17 protein-coding genes are annotated in these 19,026 nt (G+C 34.5%); 16 read left to right on the top strand and 1 reads right to left on the bottom strand.

Annotated elements, in window-relative coordinates:
• Window position 1: 1 nt before the first annotated feature.
• The 15 genes from AC1DYB_RS21650 (at window position 2) to AC1DYB_RS21580 (ending at window position 15,479) form a co-directional block, all read left to right on the top strand.
• Window positions 2–1,048: an FAD-binding oxidoreductase gene (locus AC1DYB_RS21650; RefSeq protein ID WP_477437926.1), complete on the top strand. Its 1,047-nt coding sequence runs from the start codon at window positions 2–4 to the stop codon at window positions 1,046–1,048.
• Window positions 1,049–1,072: 24 nt separating this feature from the next.
• On the top strand, window positions 1,073–1,846 hold the full coding sequence (gene rfbF, locus AC1DYB_RS21645) for a glucose-1-phosphate cytidylyltransferase (RefSeq protein WP_477437924.1): 774 nt from the start codon (window positions 1,073–1,075) through the stop codon (window positions 1,844–1,846).
• Entirely contained in the window at window positions 1,840–2,946 is a 1,107-nt protein-coding gene (gene rfbG / locus AC1DYB_RS21640) for a CDP-glucose 4,6-dehydratase (protein ID WP_477437989.1), read from the top strand. Before rfbF ends, rfbG begins: the two co-directional genes overlap by 7 nt.
• A 38-nt stretch (window positions 2,947–2,984) precedes the next feature.
• Window positions 2,985–4,286 carry a lipopolysaccharide biosynthesis protein RfbH gene (gene rfbH / locus AC1DYB_RS21635; protein WP_477437922.1) on the top strand — a complete coding sequence of 434 codons (1,302 nt, stop codon included), beginning with the start codon at window positions 2,985–2,987 and terminating at the stop codon, window positions 4,284–4,286.
• Window positions 4,287–4,335: 49 nt separating this feature from the next.
• A complete protein-coding gene (locus tag AC1DYB_RS21630) occupies window positions 4,336–5,223 on the top strand; it encodes an NAD-dependent epimerase/dehydratase family protein (protein ID WP_477437919.1) in 888 nt (295 codons plus the stop codon).
• Between the two features lie 18 nt (window positions 5,224–5,241).
• The gene (locus AC1DYB_RS21625; protein WP_477437917.1) at window positions 5,242–6,597 is read left to right on the top strand and encodes a lipopolysaccharide biosynthesis protein; all 1,356 of its coding nucleotides are present in this window, start codon (window positions 5,242–5,244) and stop codon (window positions 6,595–6,597) included.
• A 35-nt stretch (window positions 6,598–6,632) separates the two neighbouring features.
• A complete protein-coding gene (locus AC1DYB_RS21620) occupies window positions 6,633–7,562 on the top strand; it encodes a glycosyltransferase family 2 protein (protein WP_477437915.1) in 930 nt (309 codons plus the stop codon).
• An 8-nt stretch (window positions 7,563–7,570) separates the two neighbouring features.
• Complete coding sequence (locus AC1DYB_RS21615) at window positions 7,571–8,212, top strand: acyltransferase (protein ID WP_477437913.1); 642 nt, start codon at window positions 7,571–7,573, stop codon at window positions 8,210–8,212.
• A gap of 351 nt (window positions 8,213–8,563) precedes the next feature.
• Window positions 8,564–9,571 carry an O-antigen ligase family protein gene (locus AC1DYB_RS21610; RefSeq protein ID WP_477437911.1) on the top strand — a complete coding sequence of 336 codons (1,008 nt, stop codon included), beginning with the start codon at window positions 8,564–8,566 and terminating at the stop codon, window positions 9,569–9,571.
• A complete protein-coding gene (locus AC1DYB_RS21605; RefSeq protein ID WP_477437909.1) occupies window positions 9,564–10,664 on the top strand; it encodes a glycoside hydrolase family 99-like domain-containing protein in 1,101 nt (366 codons plus the stop codon). Before AC1DYB_RS21610 ends, AC1DYB_RS21605 begins: the two co-directional genes overlap by 8 nt.
• Before the next feature lie 27 nt (window positions 10,665–10,691).
• The gene (locus AC1DYB_RS21600; RefSeq protein ID WP_477437907.1) at window positions 10,692–11,309 is read left to right on the top strand and encodes a DapH/DapD/GlmU-related protein; all 618 of its coding nucleotides are present in this window, start codon (window positions 10,692–10,694) and stop codon (window positions 11,307–11,309) included.
• Between the two features lie 206 nt (window positions 11,310–11,515).
• Window positions 11,516–11,998, top strand: coding sequence for an LbetaH domain-containing protein (locus tag AC1DYB_RS21595; RefSeq protein WP_477437905.1), 483 nt, complete (start codon window positions 11,516–11,518; stop codon window positions 11,996–11,998).
• An 8-nt stretch (window positions 11,999–12,006) separates the two neighbouring features.
• Window positions 12,007–13,185, top strand: coding sequence for a glycosyltransferase family 4 protein (locus tag AC1DYB_RS21590; RefSeq protein WP_477437903.1), 1,179 nt, complete (start codon window positions 12,007–12,009; stop codon window positions 13,183–13,185).
• 40 nt (window positions 13,186–13,225) lie between these two features.
• Entirely contained in the window at window positions 13,226–14,275 is a 1,050-nt protein-coding gene (locus AC1DYB_RS21585) for an NAD-dependent epimerase (RefSeq protein WP_477437901.1), read from the top strand.
• A 109-nt stretch (window positions 14,276–14,384) separates the two neighbouring features.
• Window positions 14,385–15,479 (top strand): glycosyltransferase family 4 protein, encoded by a 1,095-nt coding sequence (locus AC1DYB_RS21580; RefSeq protein WP_477437899.1) that lies wholly within the window; start codon window positions 14,385–14,387, stop codon window positions 15,477–15,479.
• Window positions 15,480–15,588: 109 nt separating this feature from the next.
• On the opposite strand, the gene AC1DYB_RS21575 is transcribed toward AC1DYB_RS21580, so the two are convergent.
• Complete coding sequence (locus AC1DYB_RS21575) at window positions 15,589–17,610, bottom strand: right-handed parallel beta-helix repeat-containing protein (protein ID WP_477437897.1); 2,022 nt, start codon at window positions 17,608–17,610, stop codon at window positions 15,589–15,591.
• Window positions 17,611–17,907: 297 nt separating this feature from the next.
• Between AC1DYB_RS21575 and gmd the strand changes: the two genes are divergently transcribed.
• Window positions 17,908–19,023: a GDP-mannose 4,6-dehydratase gene (gene gmd, locus AC1DYB_RS21570; protein WP_477437895.1), complete on the top strand. Its 1,116-nt coding sequence runs from the start codon at window positions 17,908–17,910 to the stop codon at window positions 19,021–19,023.
• The last annotated feature ends 3 nt before the right edge of the window (window positions 19,024–19,026 follow it).

Raw genomic sequence — 19,026 nt, 5'->3', positions numbered from 1 at the left:
TATGGTTTCTTTTAAATTACAAGTTATCGAAATAAAAGGTGAAACGGAAGACACTGTTACCTTATGTTTAAAACAACCTGGACTTAAGAAGATTAAATATTTGCCAGGTCAGTATTTAACCCTAATATTCAGAATTAATGGTCGTAAGTATATCAGGCCGTACTCATTTTCATCTGCTCCGCAAATAGATCAATATTTAGAGGTTACAATAAAGAGGGTAGAGGGTGGAGTAGTTTCAAACCACGTAAATGATTTTGTGAGGGTCGGAGATCAGGTAGAAGTGATGCCTCCGATGGGCGATTTTGTTTTTGATAGCGAAAATGTAGATGCAGATAAGCATGTGGTGTTGTGGGGGGCCGGAAGCGGTATTACCCCGTTAATTTCTATAGCTAAATATATTCTATATAAGAAGACGGGCAACAAGGTAATTCTTGTTTATGGCAACAGAAGTGGGGAACAGATTATTTTTAAGGATACGATAGGTCAACTTGAGCGTAATTTCCCTAATGATCTTAAAACTTGGCATTTTTTTACCCAATATAGCATTAACGGAGTAAACCCAAGAATCATAGAAGGGAGGATAAGCCCTCAAAAAGTCCTCGATGTTTTGAAGGATGAGGTTGATTTGCAAAATACTTTACACTTTATATGTGGGCCTACAGGCTTAAAAGATTCAGTTAGGGAAACGCTAAAATATTTTTCGGTAAATCAGAAAAATATTTATTCGGAGGATTTTGAAAACGTCAAAAATCCTGCCGATTTTGAAGATGTTGTTACCAGAATGGTTGAAATCAACAGGGATGGAAAGTCGTATAATGTAGAAGTTATTAAAGGAAAAAGTATTTTAGAAGCCGGACTTGATGCATTAATAGAACTTGATTATTCCTGCCAAACAGGAAATTGTGCAGTTTGCAAAGCTAAAATTGTCTCTGGTGATATAAAGACAATTGGAGTTGAAAAGATACCGGATAGTTTAAAAGATGACGAATGCTTGCTGTGCTGTGCATATCCGTTGTCAGATAATATTCAGGTGAATGTTTTTAGTTAACACTTTTTAAATAAAAAAACATACATGAAAGTAGTTTTGCTTGCCGGAGGGTTAGGTACCCGATTATCAGAAGAAACAGTTTTAAAGCCAAAGCCAATGGTAGAAATTGGTGGTATGCCGATTTTATGGCACATCATGAAGATTTACTCAGCTCATGGTTTCAATGATTTTATTGTTTGTTTAGGGTATAAAGGTTATGTTGTAAAAGAATATTTTGCAAATTATTTTTTACATAAATCGAATGTAACTATCGACTTGGGGAATAACTCAGTGAGTGTACATGATTCAAATGCTGAGCCGTGGAAAATCACTTTGGTAGACACCGGTAACGAATCGATGACTGGGGGACGGATAAAGCGTATCCAAAAATACACAAATGATGAACCTTTTATGCTTACCTACGGTGACGGAGTGAGTGATATTAATATCAAAGCCTTGGTTGATTTTCATAAATTACATGGTGGATATTGCACGGTTACTTCTGTACAACCTTCCGGACGGTTTGGTTCGCTGGAGATATCCAACGAAAATAAGGTAACATCATTTTTGGAAAAGCCTAAGGGAGATGGTGCATGGATTAACGGTGGGTATATGTTGTGTGAGCCAAATGTGTTCGATTATATCAAAGATGGAGATGCGACTATATGGGAACAAGGGCCTATGGAGTCTCTTACTAATGATGGACAAATGTTTGCATTTAAACATCACGGCTTTTGGCGTCCAATGGACACTTTGAAGGATAAACATGATTTGAATGATTTGTGGGACTCAAATAAAGCACCGTGGAAGATATGGTAGACATGTTTGAACTTTTAAAGAGTAACTATCAAGGTAAAAAGGTGTTTCTGACTGGCCACACCGGATTCAAAGGTTCGTGGATGCTCAAAATGCTGTCGCTATTGGGCGCTGAAATAAAAGGTTACGCGCTCGCTCCAGAAAATGACTTTGACCTCTATTATTTGCTAAAAGGAGATGAGTTGTGCGAATCTTTAATTGCAGATTTGCGTGAAAGGGAAAAACTGAAGAATGCGATTGTGGAATTTCAACCGGATTTTGTTTTTCACCTCGCCGCGCAACCGTTAGTGCGGTTATCTTATTCTATTCCCTCAGAAACTTTTGAGATAAATGCTATTGGAACAGCTAATTTATTGGATGGGGTAAAACTACTTGACAAAGCTTGCCATGTAGTATTAATTACAACAGATAAAGTTTATCATAATAATGAATGGGTGTACCCATATCGTGAGAATGACCGTTTAGGAGGCTACGATCCCTATAGTGCCAGTAAAGCTTGCGCCGAATTGGTCATTGACTCATATCGCAATTCATTTTTTAATGCGAAAAATTTTGATGAACACCGTAAATCAATTGCTGTTGGCAGAGCAGGGAACGTTATTGGCGGAGGTGACTGGGCTAAAGATAGGCTGATACCGGATATTGCACGTGCTTTATCTAATAATGAAAAGATTTTAATCCGCAATCCAGATGCAGTAAGACCCTGGCAACATGTGTTGGAGCCTTTAGTTGGTTATTTGTTATTAGGATCAAAATTATTAATCGATCCGTTATTTTATTCCGATGCATACAACTTCGGACCTGGACTAAACGACGCTTTGCCAGTTATTGAGATGGTTAAATTGTCAATTAGGGAATGGGGAGAAGGCAAGTATGAAGTCTTTAAGGACTCTAAACAACCGCATGAAGCAGGGCTATTAAAATTGGATATAAGTAAAGCCATAAACGATTTAAATTGGAAGCCTAAATATTATGCGTTACAGACAATTGAAAAAACGATAGCATGGTACAAGTATTATTTGAACAATCCTAAAGACATTATTTATTTTACTGAAAAGCAGATTAAGGAATTTTTGACCTTTCATGAAGCTCCACAGTATTGAATGTATATGGAAATTAGTTAAAGAATCACTGAAACAATATGATAAAAAATATAAACAGCCCAGAATTGGAAAAAAGTCTTCGCGAGATCGCGAAAGCCCAAACTACCAAAACAATCATCGCAGGTCAGAATTACATTCCAGTAACGGGTAAGGTTCTTGATGAAGACGATATTATAATGGGTGTAGAAGCTGCTTTAGATGGCTGGTTAACTACGGGGCGCTTCGCTAATAAATTTGAAGTAGATTTCGCCAACTATTTCGGAGCAACTAAGGCTCTTTTGGTAAATTCTGGATCTTCAGCGAATCTTGTGGCGTTTTACGCACTTACTTCTCCCAAATTGGGCGCCCGGGCTATCGTTCCTGGCGATGAAGTGATAACTGTTGCTGCCGGGTTTCCGACTACTGTAAACCCGATTGTACAATTTGGTGCTGTTCCGGTTTTTGTAGATATTGATATCGCTACTCATAACGTGGACGCATCATTGATAGAGGCAGCCGTCTCTCCTAAAACAAAAGCAATTATGATTGCTCATTCACTGGGAAACCCATTTAATCTGGATGAGGTTATGCGAGTGGCAAAAAAATATAATTTATGGGTTGTAGAAGATGACTGTGACTCATTAGGCGCCACATATAGAGGGAGAAAGACGGGTACTTTTGGAGATATCTCGACATTTTCGTTTTATCCAGCGCATCATATCACCATGGGCGAAGGCGGAGCAGTATTAATTAACAATCCGGAATTGGCAAAATTAGCCGAAAGTTTTAGAGATTGGGGACGTGATTGCTATTGCGAACCAGGTAAGGATAATACCTGTGGATGCAGATTTTCTCAGCAATTAGGAACACTTCCTTATGGTTATGATCACAAATATACTTACTCGCATGTTGGTTTTAATCTGAAGGTAACTGATATGCAGGCCGCTTTTGGCGTATCACAGCTCAAAAAAGTTGATCATTTTGTACAACGCAGGCGTGAAAATTATAAGGCTCTCTACTCCAGAATGAAGCAATTTGAGGACGTATTTATCTTACCGGAGCCCACCGCTGAAAGTGATCCGTCTTGGTTTGGATTTTTATTAACATTACGCGAAGGGGATGCCAATGACCGGCACATGTTAGTACAACATCTGGAGGAAAATAAGATCGGAACACGTTTATTATTTGCGGGAAACCTACTTCGTCAACCAGCATACGCTAATGTGAAACATCGTGTTGTTGGCGAATTGAAAAATACAGATATTATTATGAATCAATCGTTTTGGTTAGGTGTTTGGCCTGGCTTAAATGAAAGTCATTACGATTATATGGCTGATGTGATAAAGAAGTATTTACAATAGATAAATATATTAAGGGGCCGTTTGCAATTTTAAGTATAGATATTTTGAAATGAAGATTTTTATTACAGGGGCTACAGGCTTTATTGGAAGATATTTGGTTGAAGAATTAAATAAGCATGGTCATAATGTTACAATAAATCTTCTTACTAATGAAATATCACCATTTCATCTTAACAAAACCTTTATACTAGGCGATAAAAATATAGTTGAATGTGTCCAATTTTTTGAACAGGAAGCATTCGACGGTATCATTCATTTAGCATCATTTGTAAAATCTGGTGAGCACCAAGTTGACGAAGTTGAATTATTGATCGATTCCAATATCAAATTTGCTGTTAAATTGCTTGAAGTAAGTTTTAGAGCCAAGGTTAAATGGTTTATTAATACGGGAACCTATTGGCAAAATAGTAACAACAAAGATTATTCTCCCGTAAATCTTTATGCTGCTACTAAACAAGCATTCGAAGATATTGCCAAATTTTATATCGAATCAAATAAAATAAAATTTTGTACGATTCGATTGTTTGATACGTTCGGCCCTGATGATCCGCGCCCCAAAATATTTAATATTTGGGATCGGATAGCGAAGACTCAGGAAACGCTGGCGATGTCGCCAGGAGAACAAATTATAGATATTTCATACATAGATGATATCGTATACGCTTTTATTTTATTAGCACAGCATTTAGAAAACAACCATCCTGACGTTGTTAACGGAGCAGTGTATGCTGTAAAGGCTGAAAAAAGATATAGCTTAAAGGAACTTGCTTTACTGTTTGAAGAAACAACGAATCAAAAATTAAATATTAACTGGGGAGGAAGATCTTATCGCGAAAATGAAGTAATGATTCCTTGGATTAATGTAAACGTTGTTCCGGAATGGAAGCCTAAAATTAGCATAAGTGAAGGAATCAAAAGGCTGAAATTTAAAAGTTAAAATAATTAATTATAAACTATGAGGAACTTGTTGGATAAATTATTATCCGGGTCTGAAAGAACTAAAACGGTAAAGAAAAATATATTTGGATCGTTTTTAATCAAAGGGCTTAGCATTATAACATCTTTAGCTTTAGTACCTTTTACTATTCATCTTCTTGATCAAGAAAAATACGGTGTGTGGATAACAATATATTCTATTGTAACATGGATCAATATGATGGATATAGGTCTTGGAAATGGATTTAGAAATAAATTTACAGAGGCTGTAGCGAAAAAAGAGGACGATCTTGCGAAAGACTACATTCAAACATTTTATTCGTCTATGGCGCTGATTGCGTTAGGATTATTTATTGTTTATTCCGTTGTTCAGCATTTTATTAATTGGGCTTCAATACTAAACGTTAAAGCTGGATTTGATGAAGATATTCAAAGCATTGTATGGTGGGTTTTTGGGCTGTTTTGTTTGCAGCTATTTTTAAAGAATATAAGTACAATATTATTATCGCTTCAAAAAACAACTTTTAGTAATTCTTTACTTTTTATTTCAAACTTAGCCTCGTTAATAATTATATTTTTTCTTCACAGATTTGGAACTACAAATTTGTTCTCTATTTCAATGGCATTCATGATAACACCTATTGTTGTTTACGCCATTATTACCCCTTATTTTTTCTTAACCAGGTTAAAGAAATATATACCAAGTTTTGTGCTGATCCCGAAGCGTAAGTATCTTAACAACTTAATGACGTTAGGGATAAAATTCTTTTTTATTCAAATTACGACGGTAATTATGTTTTCATCTGATAATTTGATTATAACGCAGCTTTTTGGCCCCAAGGACGTAACGCCTTATAATATAACCTATCGGTTATTTTCATCAGCAATAACTTTTTTAACAATAATTGTAACCCCTTTCTGGTCGGCTTTCACAGAGGCAAATGCCCAGAAAGATAATGAATGGATTAAAAGATCGATGAAAAAATTGGTTTTAATATGGGCTGTTTTTTCTATTGTAATAATGATGGTTTGGCTGGTTTCACCATATCTTATCCATATTTGGGTCGGTAAACAGGTTGTTGTATCATATTCTTTGGCATTCCAATGTGCATTTTTTACGATTATATTGGGGTGGAATGGTCCGTTTGTATTCTATATAAGTAGTGTTGGTAAAATCAAATTAGAGCTTTGGATTGCTTTAGTTCAATGTATTTTGACAGTGCCTTTTGCGATTTTTTTTGCAAGGAATGTAAATATGGGGCCGGCGGGTGTAATATTCGCTACTAACTTAGTGTTATTGATTCCTGCTATTCTAATTCCGATTCAATATTATAAATTGATAAACAATACGGCGAGAGGAATTTGGGATCAGTAGTTTTGGCTTCGCCGATAAATGTAATTTTGCTATAAATGTGTCTACTATCGATTTGCATACCCACCTATAACAGGGCAGATGTATTAGAAAAATGCATCGAAAATATCATCTTGGAAAACGGATTTGATTCGCGGGTGGAAATAATCATATTAGATAATAACTCCAATGATCATACTGAGATCATGGTAAAGAGATTTATGCAATCTTATTCCAATGTTTTTTATTTTAAAAATGAGGTGAACATAGGAATGGAGAAAAATATTTTAAAAGTATTGGAATACGGAAAAGGTAAACTGTTAAAGCTTTGTAATGATTATTGTTTGTTTAATAAAGGTTCACTGGAAGAATTGCTTGATTTGATTGTTGATAATAGTGATCAAAGTAGTATATTATATTTTCATAACAAGCATAACACATCATCATTTGCTATTTGCGAAGACTTAAATAGTTTTTTTAAAAAAGTGACTTATTGGCCCACCTGGATTGGAACATTTTCTATTTGGAAAGAAGATTTTGACTTGTTTAACAATACAGAATCTTTTGAAGGGTTATTGTTTCCGCATTTAATGATGTTTTTAGAAAATTTTGAAACAAAGAAAAAGGTTAAGATTATTTATAAACCTTTTTTTTATGATATTCCTGGTATTAAGAAAGGTGGATATGATTTTTTTGAAGTATTTGTCCAAAATTTTGTGGGAGAAATTTTACATGGGGCTTATAATGCAGGCAAAATTAATTTATCTACGCTTTATGAAGTTAAGTCAGCATTCTATCACAATTTTCTTAAAAAATGGAGCTTGAGGGTCATCTTTGAAGAAAGCCATTCTTTTAAAAACGAGAACATGTCGTTAGTTTATCAATATTTTAAATTTTATCCAGAGTTTTATTTGTTTATTATTTACGATATACCGAAATATAAAATTTTGCAAGGAATTAAGGCACTCAAAAATAATTTTTTTAATTGATACTGAAGATGTGGTTTAAAAGGGCGGTTAGATATGGCATCAAGTTATTGTGTAATGTCGCTGCATTAATTTGGTCTTATGATGCGTCTGTGGCGTTTCATAGGTTTAAGACGAAACTATATACTACTTGGCTATCTAAAGAGTTTAAAAGCTTTGGTGAGCATGCAGCTATTGGCTGCAGTATAAATTTGCGTGGTGGAAACTATATTTCAATTGGAGATAATGTTGGCATTGGTAAGCGGACGATACTAAGTGCATACGATTTTTATAGAGGCCAATCTTTTGATCCTGAGATTTTTATTGGCAATAATACTTCGATTGGCGAGGATTGTCATATTACAGCTATTAACAGAATTGTGATAGGAAACGATGTGTTAATTGGAAAGAAAGTTACGATCACAGATAATAGTCATGGTAAAACAGAATTGGAGCAATTGATTATCCCGCCTATTAAAAGGCCACTTTATTCTAAAGGGCCTGTTATAATTGGAGATAATGTGTGGATTGGCGATAAGGCAACTATATTACCTAATGTGGTAATAGGGAAAAATTCTATTATAGGGGCTAATGCTTTAGTGACAAAGGATGTGCCGGAAAATTCTGTTGTGGGCGGAGTTCCCGCAAAAATTATAAAAATAATTGAACGTTAATACAAAGACATCTTAATGAATACAATTATAACATGTATCTTGATTTTTGCGCTTTCGATCGTTGCGTTTTCATTTATTAATTTGAAATTATCGATAAGCTTATACATTTCTTATTTAATATTAGTCCCTTACTTAGAATTTCCTCTTGGTGGTATAACCGTGTCATATAATTTGGTAAATACTTTACTTCTTATCTCTTTTCTGTATGATTTCAAAATGCGAAAAAAAGGTAAGCTTAGTTTTAAAATGATCAAGCCATTTTTATTCTTGTTTTTATTCTTGTTGTTAATTTCTGTTTTCACCACTGACACTCCATTCGATTTTCAATTGAATAGTTTGAGACTTTCGTTTATGAAAACCTGTATTTTGGCATTCATTATAAGTAACTATTCGAGCATTGATCCGAAGCTTATTAATTATATTAAGTGGTCGTTAACGATATCTTTTATAATAGCGGGGGTCTACGGTGTTTTTCTGATGGGATTGGGTGGAACAAATCCTTACACATCTTTCTTAGCCCTTCATTTTGGCGCAAACGATGTGGCAGGTGTGTACTCCGCCGTTGTAGAATCCAGACTTAGCTTCTCAAGTGCGGGTAAAATTCAATCTACTATGGTGCACCCTATGGCATGGACTTTACACCTCTGTTTTATGGTTGGTGTTGTAATTGTTCATTTTTTTAGAGACAAGAGGTTTTGGTTTATTGTCTTGTTTTCGTTGTTAGTGTTTAATATATTAATATCAGGTGTAAGAACCGGGTTAGCTGCTATAATGTTTGGGGCAATGTATTATCTGATAAGTAAAAGACAGGTAAAAGTAATGCTAACTGGACTTATTTTTGCCTTGATCGCTTTTATAGTAATTAATGCTAACAAAGACTTGTCTAATATATTTGCTTCTTTTACTGATGTTTCTGGAAAAAAGACCAGCCTCCAGGGCTCATCAATATCTTTGCGGATGTACCAATTGCAAGGAGCGTTAAGTGAAATTAAGGGACGCGAATTAGTTGGAAAGGGGTATGACTGGACTACCTACTATAAATCTAAACACGGAGACCATCCAGTGTTATTAGCCTTCGAGAGTCTTTTTTTTGTTGTTTTATGTAACAGCGGTATTATAGGAATATTTATATGGCTTGTTTTTTTCCTCATGTTGTTTAAACTTCAAAGGAAAGTTTTAAAATCGGCAGATAGCATAATTCTGATGGACACATTGGTAATTGTGTATGTTGCATACGCAATTGGAACCGGTGAATATGGATATATACAAATATTTGCATTGTACTACACATTTTTAATGTGCAGTTTAATGGAAGTTAAAGAAATTGACACAAAAAGTAAGACATATATTTATGGATAAAAAAGCTCGAGTTATAGCGTTTTATTTACCTCAATTCCACCCAATTCCGGAAAATGACGAATGGTGGGGAAAAGGCTTTACTGAATGGACGAATGTTGGTAAAGCTAAACCGTTATTTAGAGGACATTATCAACCCAGAGTACCCGCCGATTTAGGCTATTATGATTTACGTTTACCGGAAATAAAGCGAGCACAAGCAGAAATGGCACGTAATGCTGGAGTTGAAGGATTTATGTATTGGCATTATTGGTTTGGCAACGGGAAAAAGATCTTAGAGAAACCTCTCCAGGAAGTATTGGAATCAGGACAGCCTGAATTCCCTTTTTGTTTAGGTTGGGCAAATCATACCTGGACAACGAGGACATGGACTGCAAGAGATCAGTATAAATCTGTAAAAATTTTAATGGAGCAGGTTTATCCTGGAGAAGAAGATTATATAAAGCATTTCAATTATGTGTTAGGTGCTTTGAAAGACAAAAGATATATTACTGTTGACGGTAAACCTTTGTTTTTTATTTACGCTCCACTTGAGATCAAGGATTTTGAAAAATTTAACAAAATTTGGCAGGAATTGGCCGTAGAAAACGGTTTAAAAGGTATTCATTTTGTTGGTCAGGCTGCAAATAATTCAGATTGTGAAAAAATAATGAATATTGGTTTCGAAGCCGTTTGCAGGGCAGGCATCCGCGATGCTGCCGATAATATAAAAGGTAAATTTTATAACAAGGCCTTACAAAAACTTCAAAGTTATTTTAAAGCTACTCCTTTAAATAAATTTAATTATGCTGATGTTATTAAACATCTTATTAATCCTAAATTTGATGATAAGGAAAATATATATCCAACGGTAATTCCTAATTTTGATCATACGGCCAGATCTGGTCGTAAAGCGCTAATTTATCATAAAAGTACCCCCGCACTATTTAAAGCTTTAGTAAATAAAGCAGTGCAGGTTGTACAAGGCAAAAAAGATCAACACAAGATAATATTTTTACGGTCATGGAATGAATGGGCGGAAGGTAACTATGTTGAACCTGACCTGGTGCATGGACGCGGTTATCTTGATGCGCTTAAAGATGAAATCATTTCATAAAGCAGAATAATAAAGGAACACTTTACTATGAAAATCGATATTAAAGGCCATCTTTTTTACAGAATTTATTATAAGTGGCTTGATCTTAAATCATTGTTTTGTACAGTTGCTGTTAGATTTTTATGGCGACTGAAAGGGGCGCAATTAAGCAGAAAGTGTAAATTTTATGGTTACAGTTTGTTTGTAAGACATCCGGATTCTTCTATTATTATTGGAGAAAACTGCAGATTTAGATCATCATCTGATTCTAATTTAATAGGTATTTCGAGTCCTTGTATTATATCCAGTCATTCAAAAGATGCTAAAATTATAATTGGTAATAATTGTGGGTTTTCAGGTACCTGTATAATGTCTTTTTCATCAGTAATTATAGGTAATGATGTTTTGGTTGGAGCCAATACATTAATTACCGATAGCGATTGGCACAATATAAACCCTTTAAAACGACGTTTACCGGTTGAGTCTGGAAAACCGGTAGCAATTGGGAATAATGTTTTTATAGGTTACTCAGTAACAGTGTTAAAAGGGGTAACGATAGGCGATAATTCAGTGATAGGTGCAAATAGCGTAGTTACTACTGATATACCGGCAAATTGTATAGCTGTTGGAAATCCATGTAAAGTGGTGTCCGAAATCAGAATGTAGTGTACGCCTTATTTTAATATAACAGGAATTAAATTTATTCAATATTTAGTATTTACAATAAATTTTAAATGAACAAGAAGGAGTATCAGTTTTATATTAATGCCGACAGGATTATTTCCGGGCGACCGGCTAATTCCCTAAAACGAACAATAAAATTACTGTTCTTTCCTGATCATATTCAAAAATTTATGCTGCTATTAAGAAAGGTGGAATATCTTTCCGATAAGCCCGGTGTTTTAAAAAAAATTAAGTTTTTGATTGCTACATACAGGTTTAAAAAAATTAGCCTTCGGTTGGGGTTTTCGATACCAGCACACGTTTTTGGACCGGGCCTATATATTCCACATTACGGTACAATTGTAGTAAATGAGAATGCCAAAGTGGGGGCCAATTGTGTTTTACATACATCAACATGTATTGCTGGATCTGAGCTCAAAATATTGGGAAACAATGTTTATATCTCAACTGGGGCAATTATTTTGGGTGAAGTTACGATAGCAGATAACGTAACCATTAGCGCTAATACTATGGTTAATAAATCTTTTTTGAATAAAAATATGCTTATCGGCGGCACGCCGGCAAAAGAGTTAAAGGATAGAAAAGCTTGGTTTGAAGTAGAGGATGAAAGGTTTGGCGCTAGGATGGCGGACATAGACAAGTTGTACAAAAGTGTAGTTGACGATAAATAAATAAAATTATGATAGATGATTATTTAAATGTTGTTGTTCAGGGTGTTTCTTTAAAAGAGGGAATGGCTGGTTCAATGAGAGTTAAAAATCTTGTAGACCCTTTGATAGATGCTGGACTTGTAAAGGTTTCAAATTTGGCTTTAACTAATATTCATGAAACCTCAAAAATTGGCCAAAAAGGTGTTATTGGGACAATCAAATATGAGTATGCGGGCTACAAAAATCCACTAAACCCTATTGAACTAATACAATTTTATAAAACTGGAATTAATTTTTTAAAAACCGCATTTAATAAGAAGTCAAAGAATATTATTTATAATTATGGATATCCGGATATTAGAAATATAGTGTTTTTATGGTATGCCCGTTCTTTAGGTTATAAACTTATTTTCGATATAGTTGAAGATAATAGGTTGGATAAACAATTTTCGGGTTTGTTGAGTAAATTTAAAGTTAAAAGTTCAATTTACTTTTTTAATAAGATACAAACGTTGGCAAATGCAGTTATTGCAATTTCGAGCCACCTGGAGAATAGATTAAAAGAGGTTGCTGCCAATACGCCTATATATTTAATACCTATTACGGTTAATTTTAAATACTTCCCAACAGCACAGTCGGTCACAGACTCTAATAATATAAAGATATTTTATGGAGGATCGTTTTATTTAGGAAAAGACGGTATTGAATTTTTGATAGAGTCATTTAATGAAGTATCTCAAAAATATAGTAATGTCAGCCTTATACTTTCAGGGATGTCTGCAGTAAAAAAAGACATGGAGAAAGTTATGAGTATGATAAAAGGGAACCCCAAAATAGATTATAAAGGCTATTTAACTACAGAACAGTATTATGAAGTTTTGAATGACGCAGACATCTTTTGTATGCCCCGTAACAATTCTCCATTTGCTCACGCCGGATTTCCGTTCAAGTTGGGCGAATTTCTAGCAGCCGGCAAAGCTATAATAGCAACCAATGTTGGCGATGTTTCAAAGTATTTGGAAAATGGAAAAAATGCTCTTCTTATTAACCCAGAATCTGTAAAGGAAATTAGTGATTCAATTATATTTTGTATTGAAAATCCTGAAATAGTAAAGAAAATGGGAGTGGAAGCAAAAAAAACGGCACTCAAGTATTTTGATTCGCAAATACTAAGTAAGCAGGTGTTGGAAATTTTTGAATCAGTTTAATTTAGATAATCACGAGACAATATTGTAACAAAGAGTTAATATGAAAATTTTAATAACGGGTACGGCAGGATTTATTGGCTTTCATTTAGTCAGTAAAATTGTTGCCAATGGCCATCAGGTAGTTGGGATAGATTCCATTAACGATTATTACGATGTTGCATTAAAGTATGGCCGTCTTGAAAATTCGGGAATTTATAAATCTGAAATTACTTATAACAAAGAAGTTCAAAGTAATAAGTATAGCAATTATAGTTTTTATCAGTTAAATATAGAAGATGAAGACGCTATAAAAAGCTTGTTTTTAAAGCATTCTTTTGATATGGTTGTGCATTTAGCCGCACAAGCAGGGGTAAGATATAGCCTTGAAAACCCCCACGCGTACGTGAAAAGTAACATAGGTGGATTTCTTAATATAATTGAATGCTGCAGAAAAGATGATATCAAGCATTTAGTATATGCCAGTAGTTCCAGCGTGTATGGATTAAACAATGATTCGATATTTTCTACCTCCGATGGTGTTGATCACCCAGTATCACTATATGCTGCTACTAAGAGAAGTAACGAATTGATGGCCCATGTTTATAGCCATCTTTATAACCTTCCGGTAACTGGATTGCGTTTTTTTACGGTATATGGTCCCTGGGGTCGCCCGGATATGGCCCCTATGCTCTTTACTAAAGCCATTATAAACGATGAGCCTATAAGCATATTTAACAATGGCCAAATGAGTAGAGATTTTACCTATGTTGAAGATATTGTTGACGGAATATTAAAGGTACTTGATAATCCGCCTACCGGTAAAAAGGAAGAGTTTATGGTTAATGCTCTGCCTTCAAATTCCCCTGCGCCATTTGCTATTTACAATATCGGGAATAATAGTCCGGTTGGGCTTATGGATTTTATTACAATTTTAGAACAGGAAATAGGGAAACAAGCTATTAAAATTTTTAAGCCCATGCAACCCGGTGATGTAGTTTCGACTTTTGCAGATGTTTCGCCACTAATTAATGAAATGGGATATGAACCTAAAACCGATTTGCAAAAGGGTATTAAACATTTTTTTGATTGGTATCTCCAATTTTATAAGTAATAATCTTGTAATCAATTGGGTAAAAATAAAAGTTAAATCAATTTTATCTGTGCCCAATTGATTTATTTCATTATTTAACTTAAACATACTTAAGACACTTATTAAGAAAATGAACAACATTTTATTTTATGGACCTGTTGGTAATAAAAAGGGAACTATTATTGGGGGAGGCGAATCGGGTAATAAACGTACTATAAAAATCTTGTCAAAACTGGGATTTAATGTAATCGTTTTAAATAAGCCTTATCCCGTTCAAATTCCACTTTTGAAAAGTTTTATTTATTTGTTCCAATTGACCAAAACATATTTAAAATTTGTTTGGAAGCTTTTGACGCTGAAAATACATTCCTTTCATTTATCAGCCTTCTATTTTCACCTGGTATATATCGAATATCTTTTCATCGTAACGTGTAAGGTTTTTAAACTAAAATCGGTATACGAAATAAGAGCAGGTGGTGCTGAGTCTGCTTACCAAAACCGGTCATATTTTTATAGATTTATTTTTAAACAAACGGTAAAAAACGCTACCGTGGTACTTTGTCAAGGTAAAGAGGCGGTAACTTTTATTAAATTAATTACAGGTAAAACGGCGCTTTATTATCCTAATTACATAACCGAAGATCAGTATGCCTCGTATCAGTTAAATAATCGCGAAAAAGCATCCAAACCTAACCTGGTTTACTTTGGGCGCGTTGTACCGGCAAAAAATATAACATTTATAATTGATGTGTGCGATAAATTAAAGCAAGTAGGCTTTGATTTTAATATCGAGATTATCGGCAGTCTAAAAGGTAACGATGAATACGTAAACCGTTTAAAATCAATGATTGATCATTTTAACATTGCCGATGAAGTTAGCATGCCCGGACCAATTAAGACAGATAATTTATTTGCGCTATTGCTAAATAAGCACTTTTTTATTTTTCCTACTATTGAGGATAGAGAAGGACACTCTAACTCGCTTACTGAAGCTATGAGTAGGGGAGTTGTCCCAATAGTTAGCAACATAGGGTTTAACAAATCAATTGTAAATGATGAAGATTTGGTTATAGATATTTTTGATCCACAGTTATACGCCGATAAAATTATTTCAATTTGGCAATCAGGTAAATGGTCAACTCTTTCTAAAAGAAATTACGACATTATTGACACCTTGTTTACAGAAGCCGGAGCAAAAATAACGCTGTTTGAAGCACATGCTTAATATTTGCGATGGGATTGAACAGATAATCAGTTTTTAACCACTACAGTAATGATGAAATCATAAATCTCTACACCATTATAATTTCATTCACCGCATTAGTAAATCATTATCACTGTTTTAATAATACAATACTGGAATACGGAGCGATCGTAACAATTTTTTTGTGTTTTTTATTCTTTAGATCGACGTAAATGGAGTTTCCAAGTGAAATGTTTTTTGAATGCGATGAGCTATTATATTCAAATCTAACTCCATTGTTGTTATCATCGTTACTCGATATTTTTTTACTGCTTAAAAATTTCTGCGCTCTTATCCTTAAGCCGATAGAATTGCGGTCGAATGAAAAATTGCTATTCCATTTTTTGAGATCGTAATCGCCCTTTACATTTCGTGAATACCCTGTTCTGGTTGTTATATTTGGGGTGTTGCTACCTTCGGGCATGACATAATAGTTGCTATCTATTGACCCATAGTTAGCAATGTCATCACCAGAAGTTTGTAGATATAAATTATTTTGCTTGTCAGTAACGGATACCATTATATTGTTAGTAACCGTAAGGTTTCTAATAGTGTTGCCATTCGGATTTCTATCGTGGTCAAGCATTATTTGTACTTGATTGTTAAACAACGTGTTATTTTTAACGGTTATCATATGTGCATTGTGGATCTTTATGCCACTATGGGCCATGTTGGCGATTGTATTTCCAGTTATGATTGTGGTTGACGTGCTATCATCTGCATAAATTCCCTCAGAGAGTGGTTGATTAGAATTAGTCCCGGCGGAATTGTATATGCCATTGGTTATAATGTTATTAATTACCTTCCTGTTTTTGTAACTCGGACCATCTAAGTAAATACCTCCACCGTCATCAAGTAGTTCCGTAAACCTGTTTACAAAGTTATTTTTAATCAAACAATCGTTTCCATCTACCTTAAACCCGTCATATCCACATTTATCAACATTATTGAAAGAAATTACCATATTATTTCCTTCAACCTCCACAGCTGAGTATCGTGATCCCATGCCTGGAATCAGACCGATGTTTGTAATATTATTATTATGGATGATGGCGTTTAAACAGTTGTTACCCTTTATCCCCGTATCATTGATTTGGTCAATATTGTTTCCATCTAACGTCAAATTCTCAGATTCATAAGCAAGAATGCCATATTTTCCAGAAAAATTCATTTGGTTGTTTTTTATCTGAATGTTTGTTGATTTACTTATTGCTACATTTGTTTCATTCGCACCTTTAAAACATATGTTTTCTACAGTAACATAGTTAACATTATAAATAGTTGCAAGAATTTTTCTTTTGGATATTTCTATTTGATAATCTTTAGGGTTTTCTGTTCCAAAATAAATTTGGATGGTTTTATTAGCAGGGTTATAATACCATTCGCCCAATTGATCCAACGTACGAGGATCATTTTGTATAAAATAACCAAACCCATCACTATATGGATATTTTGATGGGGTTTTATAGGTAATATTTTGCCCTACCTGCGATGTGATAACACCCTTTTCCAAAATCCATTTTGTTCTTCTTACAACAGCTTCGGCGCCTGTATAATTAACTTCACTATTTAATGACTTGCTAACAATAGTGTTGTTATTTATGTGCGATTCATAATTTAAGTATCCGCCATCATTATCAGTCGGGTTAGGATAGCGTCCAATACCTTGTTCCTTATTATTAATTAAAACCATATTAACAGATAGTTGGCATGTTGTACACTCTGCTTCCCAAATGCCTTTTCCTAAATTCTTCCATTGGGTAAGATTTGTAAGTCCACTAATTATTGGTTTACTACCTTCGCCGTATGCATCATAAGAAATATTTGCACTATTATCACCGGATGCGCTGATGGTCAGTTCTCCGTCAAATGTTTCGCCGCGTTTTAAAAGAATTTTATCTCCAGGGTTAAATACAGAATGATTTACTTTTGAAAGGGTTTTCCAGGGTTTCTCTCTATTAAGACCGTCATTGGAATCATTTCCTAAAGTGGCATCTACATAATATGTTTGATGCACCGGCTGGGGTGGATATGTTTTGAAAAATGAAGAAAAACAAAATATAATTGGAATGAAAATTATTAAAATGTTGACTTGTAATTTTTTAGTTTTCATGAAGAGTGTCTTTAACATCTACTAAGTTAAAATTATATCGGATAACACTTTTAGTAGTTAAAGGTTTTAATTGAATTTTGACAATTTATCTCCGAATTAATAAAAAGCAATACGCTTTAGAGATATAAAAACAATTTATGAAATCTGCCATAAGGCTAAATGAACGAGAATATATCGCTTTAATAAAATTCGCACTTGTTTTTTCTTATTACAAAAAATACATTTTTTGTAATTTTTATGCTTGTTCTTTTAATTTTTAATAGTATTTTTACGTTGAATCTACAAAAAACAAAATAAATGAAGAAAGTAGCCTTGCTCACAGGCATAACCGGTCAGGACGGTGCCTATCTTACGGAATTGTTATTATCTAAGGGGTACGAAGTACATGGTATAAAAAGAAGAAGCTCTCTTTTTAATACAGATCGTATTGATCATTTATACCAGGATCCTCATGATGCCGACGTTAAGCTTACACTACATTATGGTGACTTGAGCGACTCAACTAATCTTATACGTATAATTCAACAAGTACGGCCAGATGAAATTTACAATTTGGGTGCCATGTCTCACGTAAAGGTGAGTTTTGATACTCCAGAATATACGGCCAATGCAGATGGTATTGGAACACTTCGTTTATTGGAAGCTATAAGAATTTTGGGTTTAGAGAAAAAAACAAAAATATATCAGGCATCCACGTCGGAATTATATGGTTTAGTGCAAGCTGTTCCTCAGTCAGAAACTACGCCTTTTTATCCACGATCTCCATATGCAGTGGCTAAAATGTACGCTTATTGGATAACTGTTAATTATCGCGAGGCCTACGGTATTTTTGCTTGTAATGGTATTTTGTTTAACCATGAAAGCCCTTTAAGAGGCGAAACTTTTGTTACCCGAAAAATAACCCGGGCTACAGCTAAAATAGCGATGGGTTTGCAGGATAAGTTGTTTCTTGGAAACCTTGACGCACAAAGAGATTGGGGGCATGCGAAAGATTATGTGGAAGCTATGTATCTGATACTACAGCAGGAAACACCGGAAGACTTTGTAATAGCAACCGGTGTAACTACAAGGGTACGTGAATTTGTTAGGATGTCATTTGCCGAAGTTGGGATAGAGATAGAGTTTAAAAATGAGGGTGTTAACGAAAAAGGTTATGTGGTAAGTTGCAGCAACCCTGATTTTCAGGTAAAAACCGGGACGGAAGTTGTTGCCGTTGATGAAAAATACTTTAGACCAACAGAAGTTGAACTATTAATTGGTGACCCTACAAAGTCAAAAACCAAATTAGGGTGGAAACCCAAGTATGATTTGAAAGGGTTGGTAAGCGAAATGGTTGCAGCAGATGTTGAACTGTTTACTAAAGAAAAACTATTAAAGGATTCGGGTTATGTTATCAAAAACCAGTTTGAGTAATAG

Source organism: Mucilaginibacter sp. P2_A4 (assembly GCF_056405015.1).
Note: the sequence above shows the minus strand (reverse complement) of the source record. Positions and strands in the feature narration are given on the sequence as shown.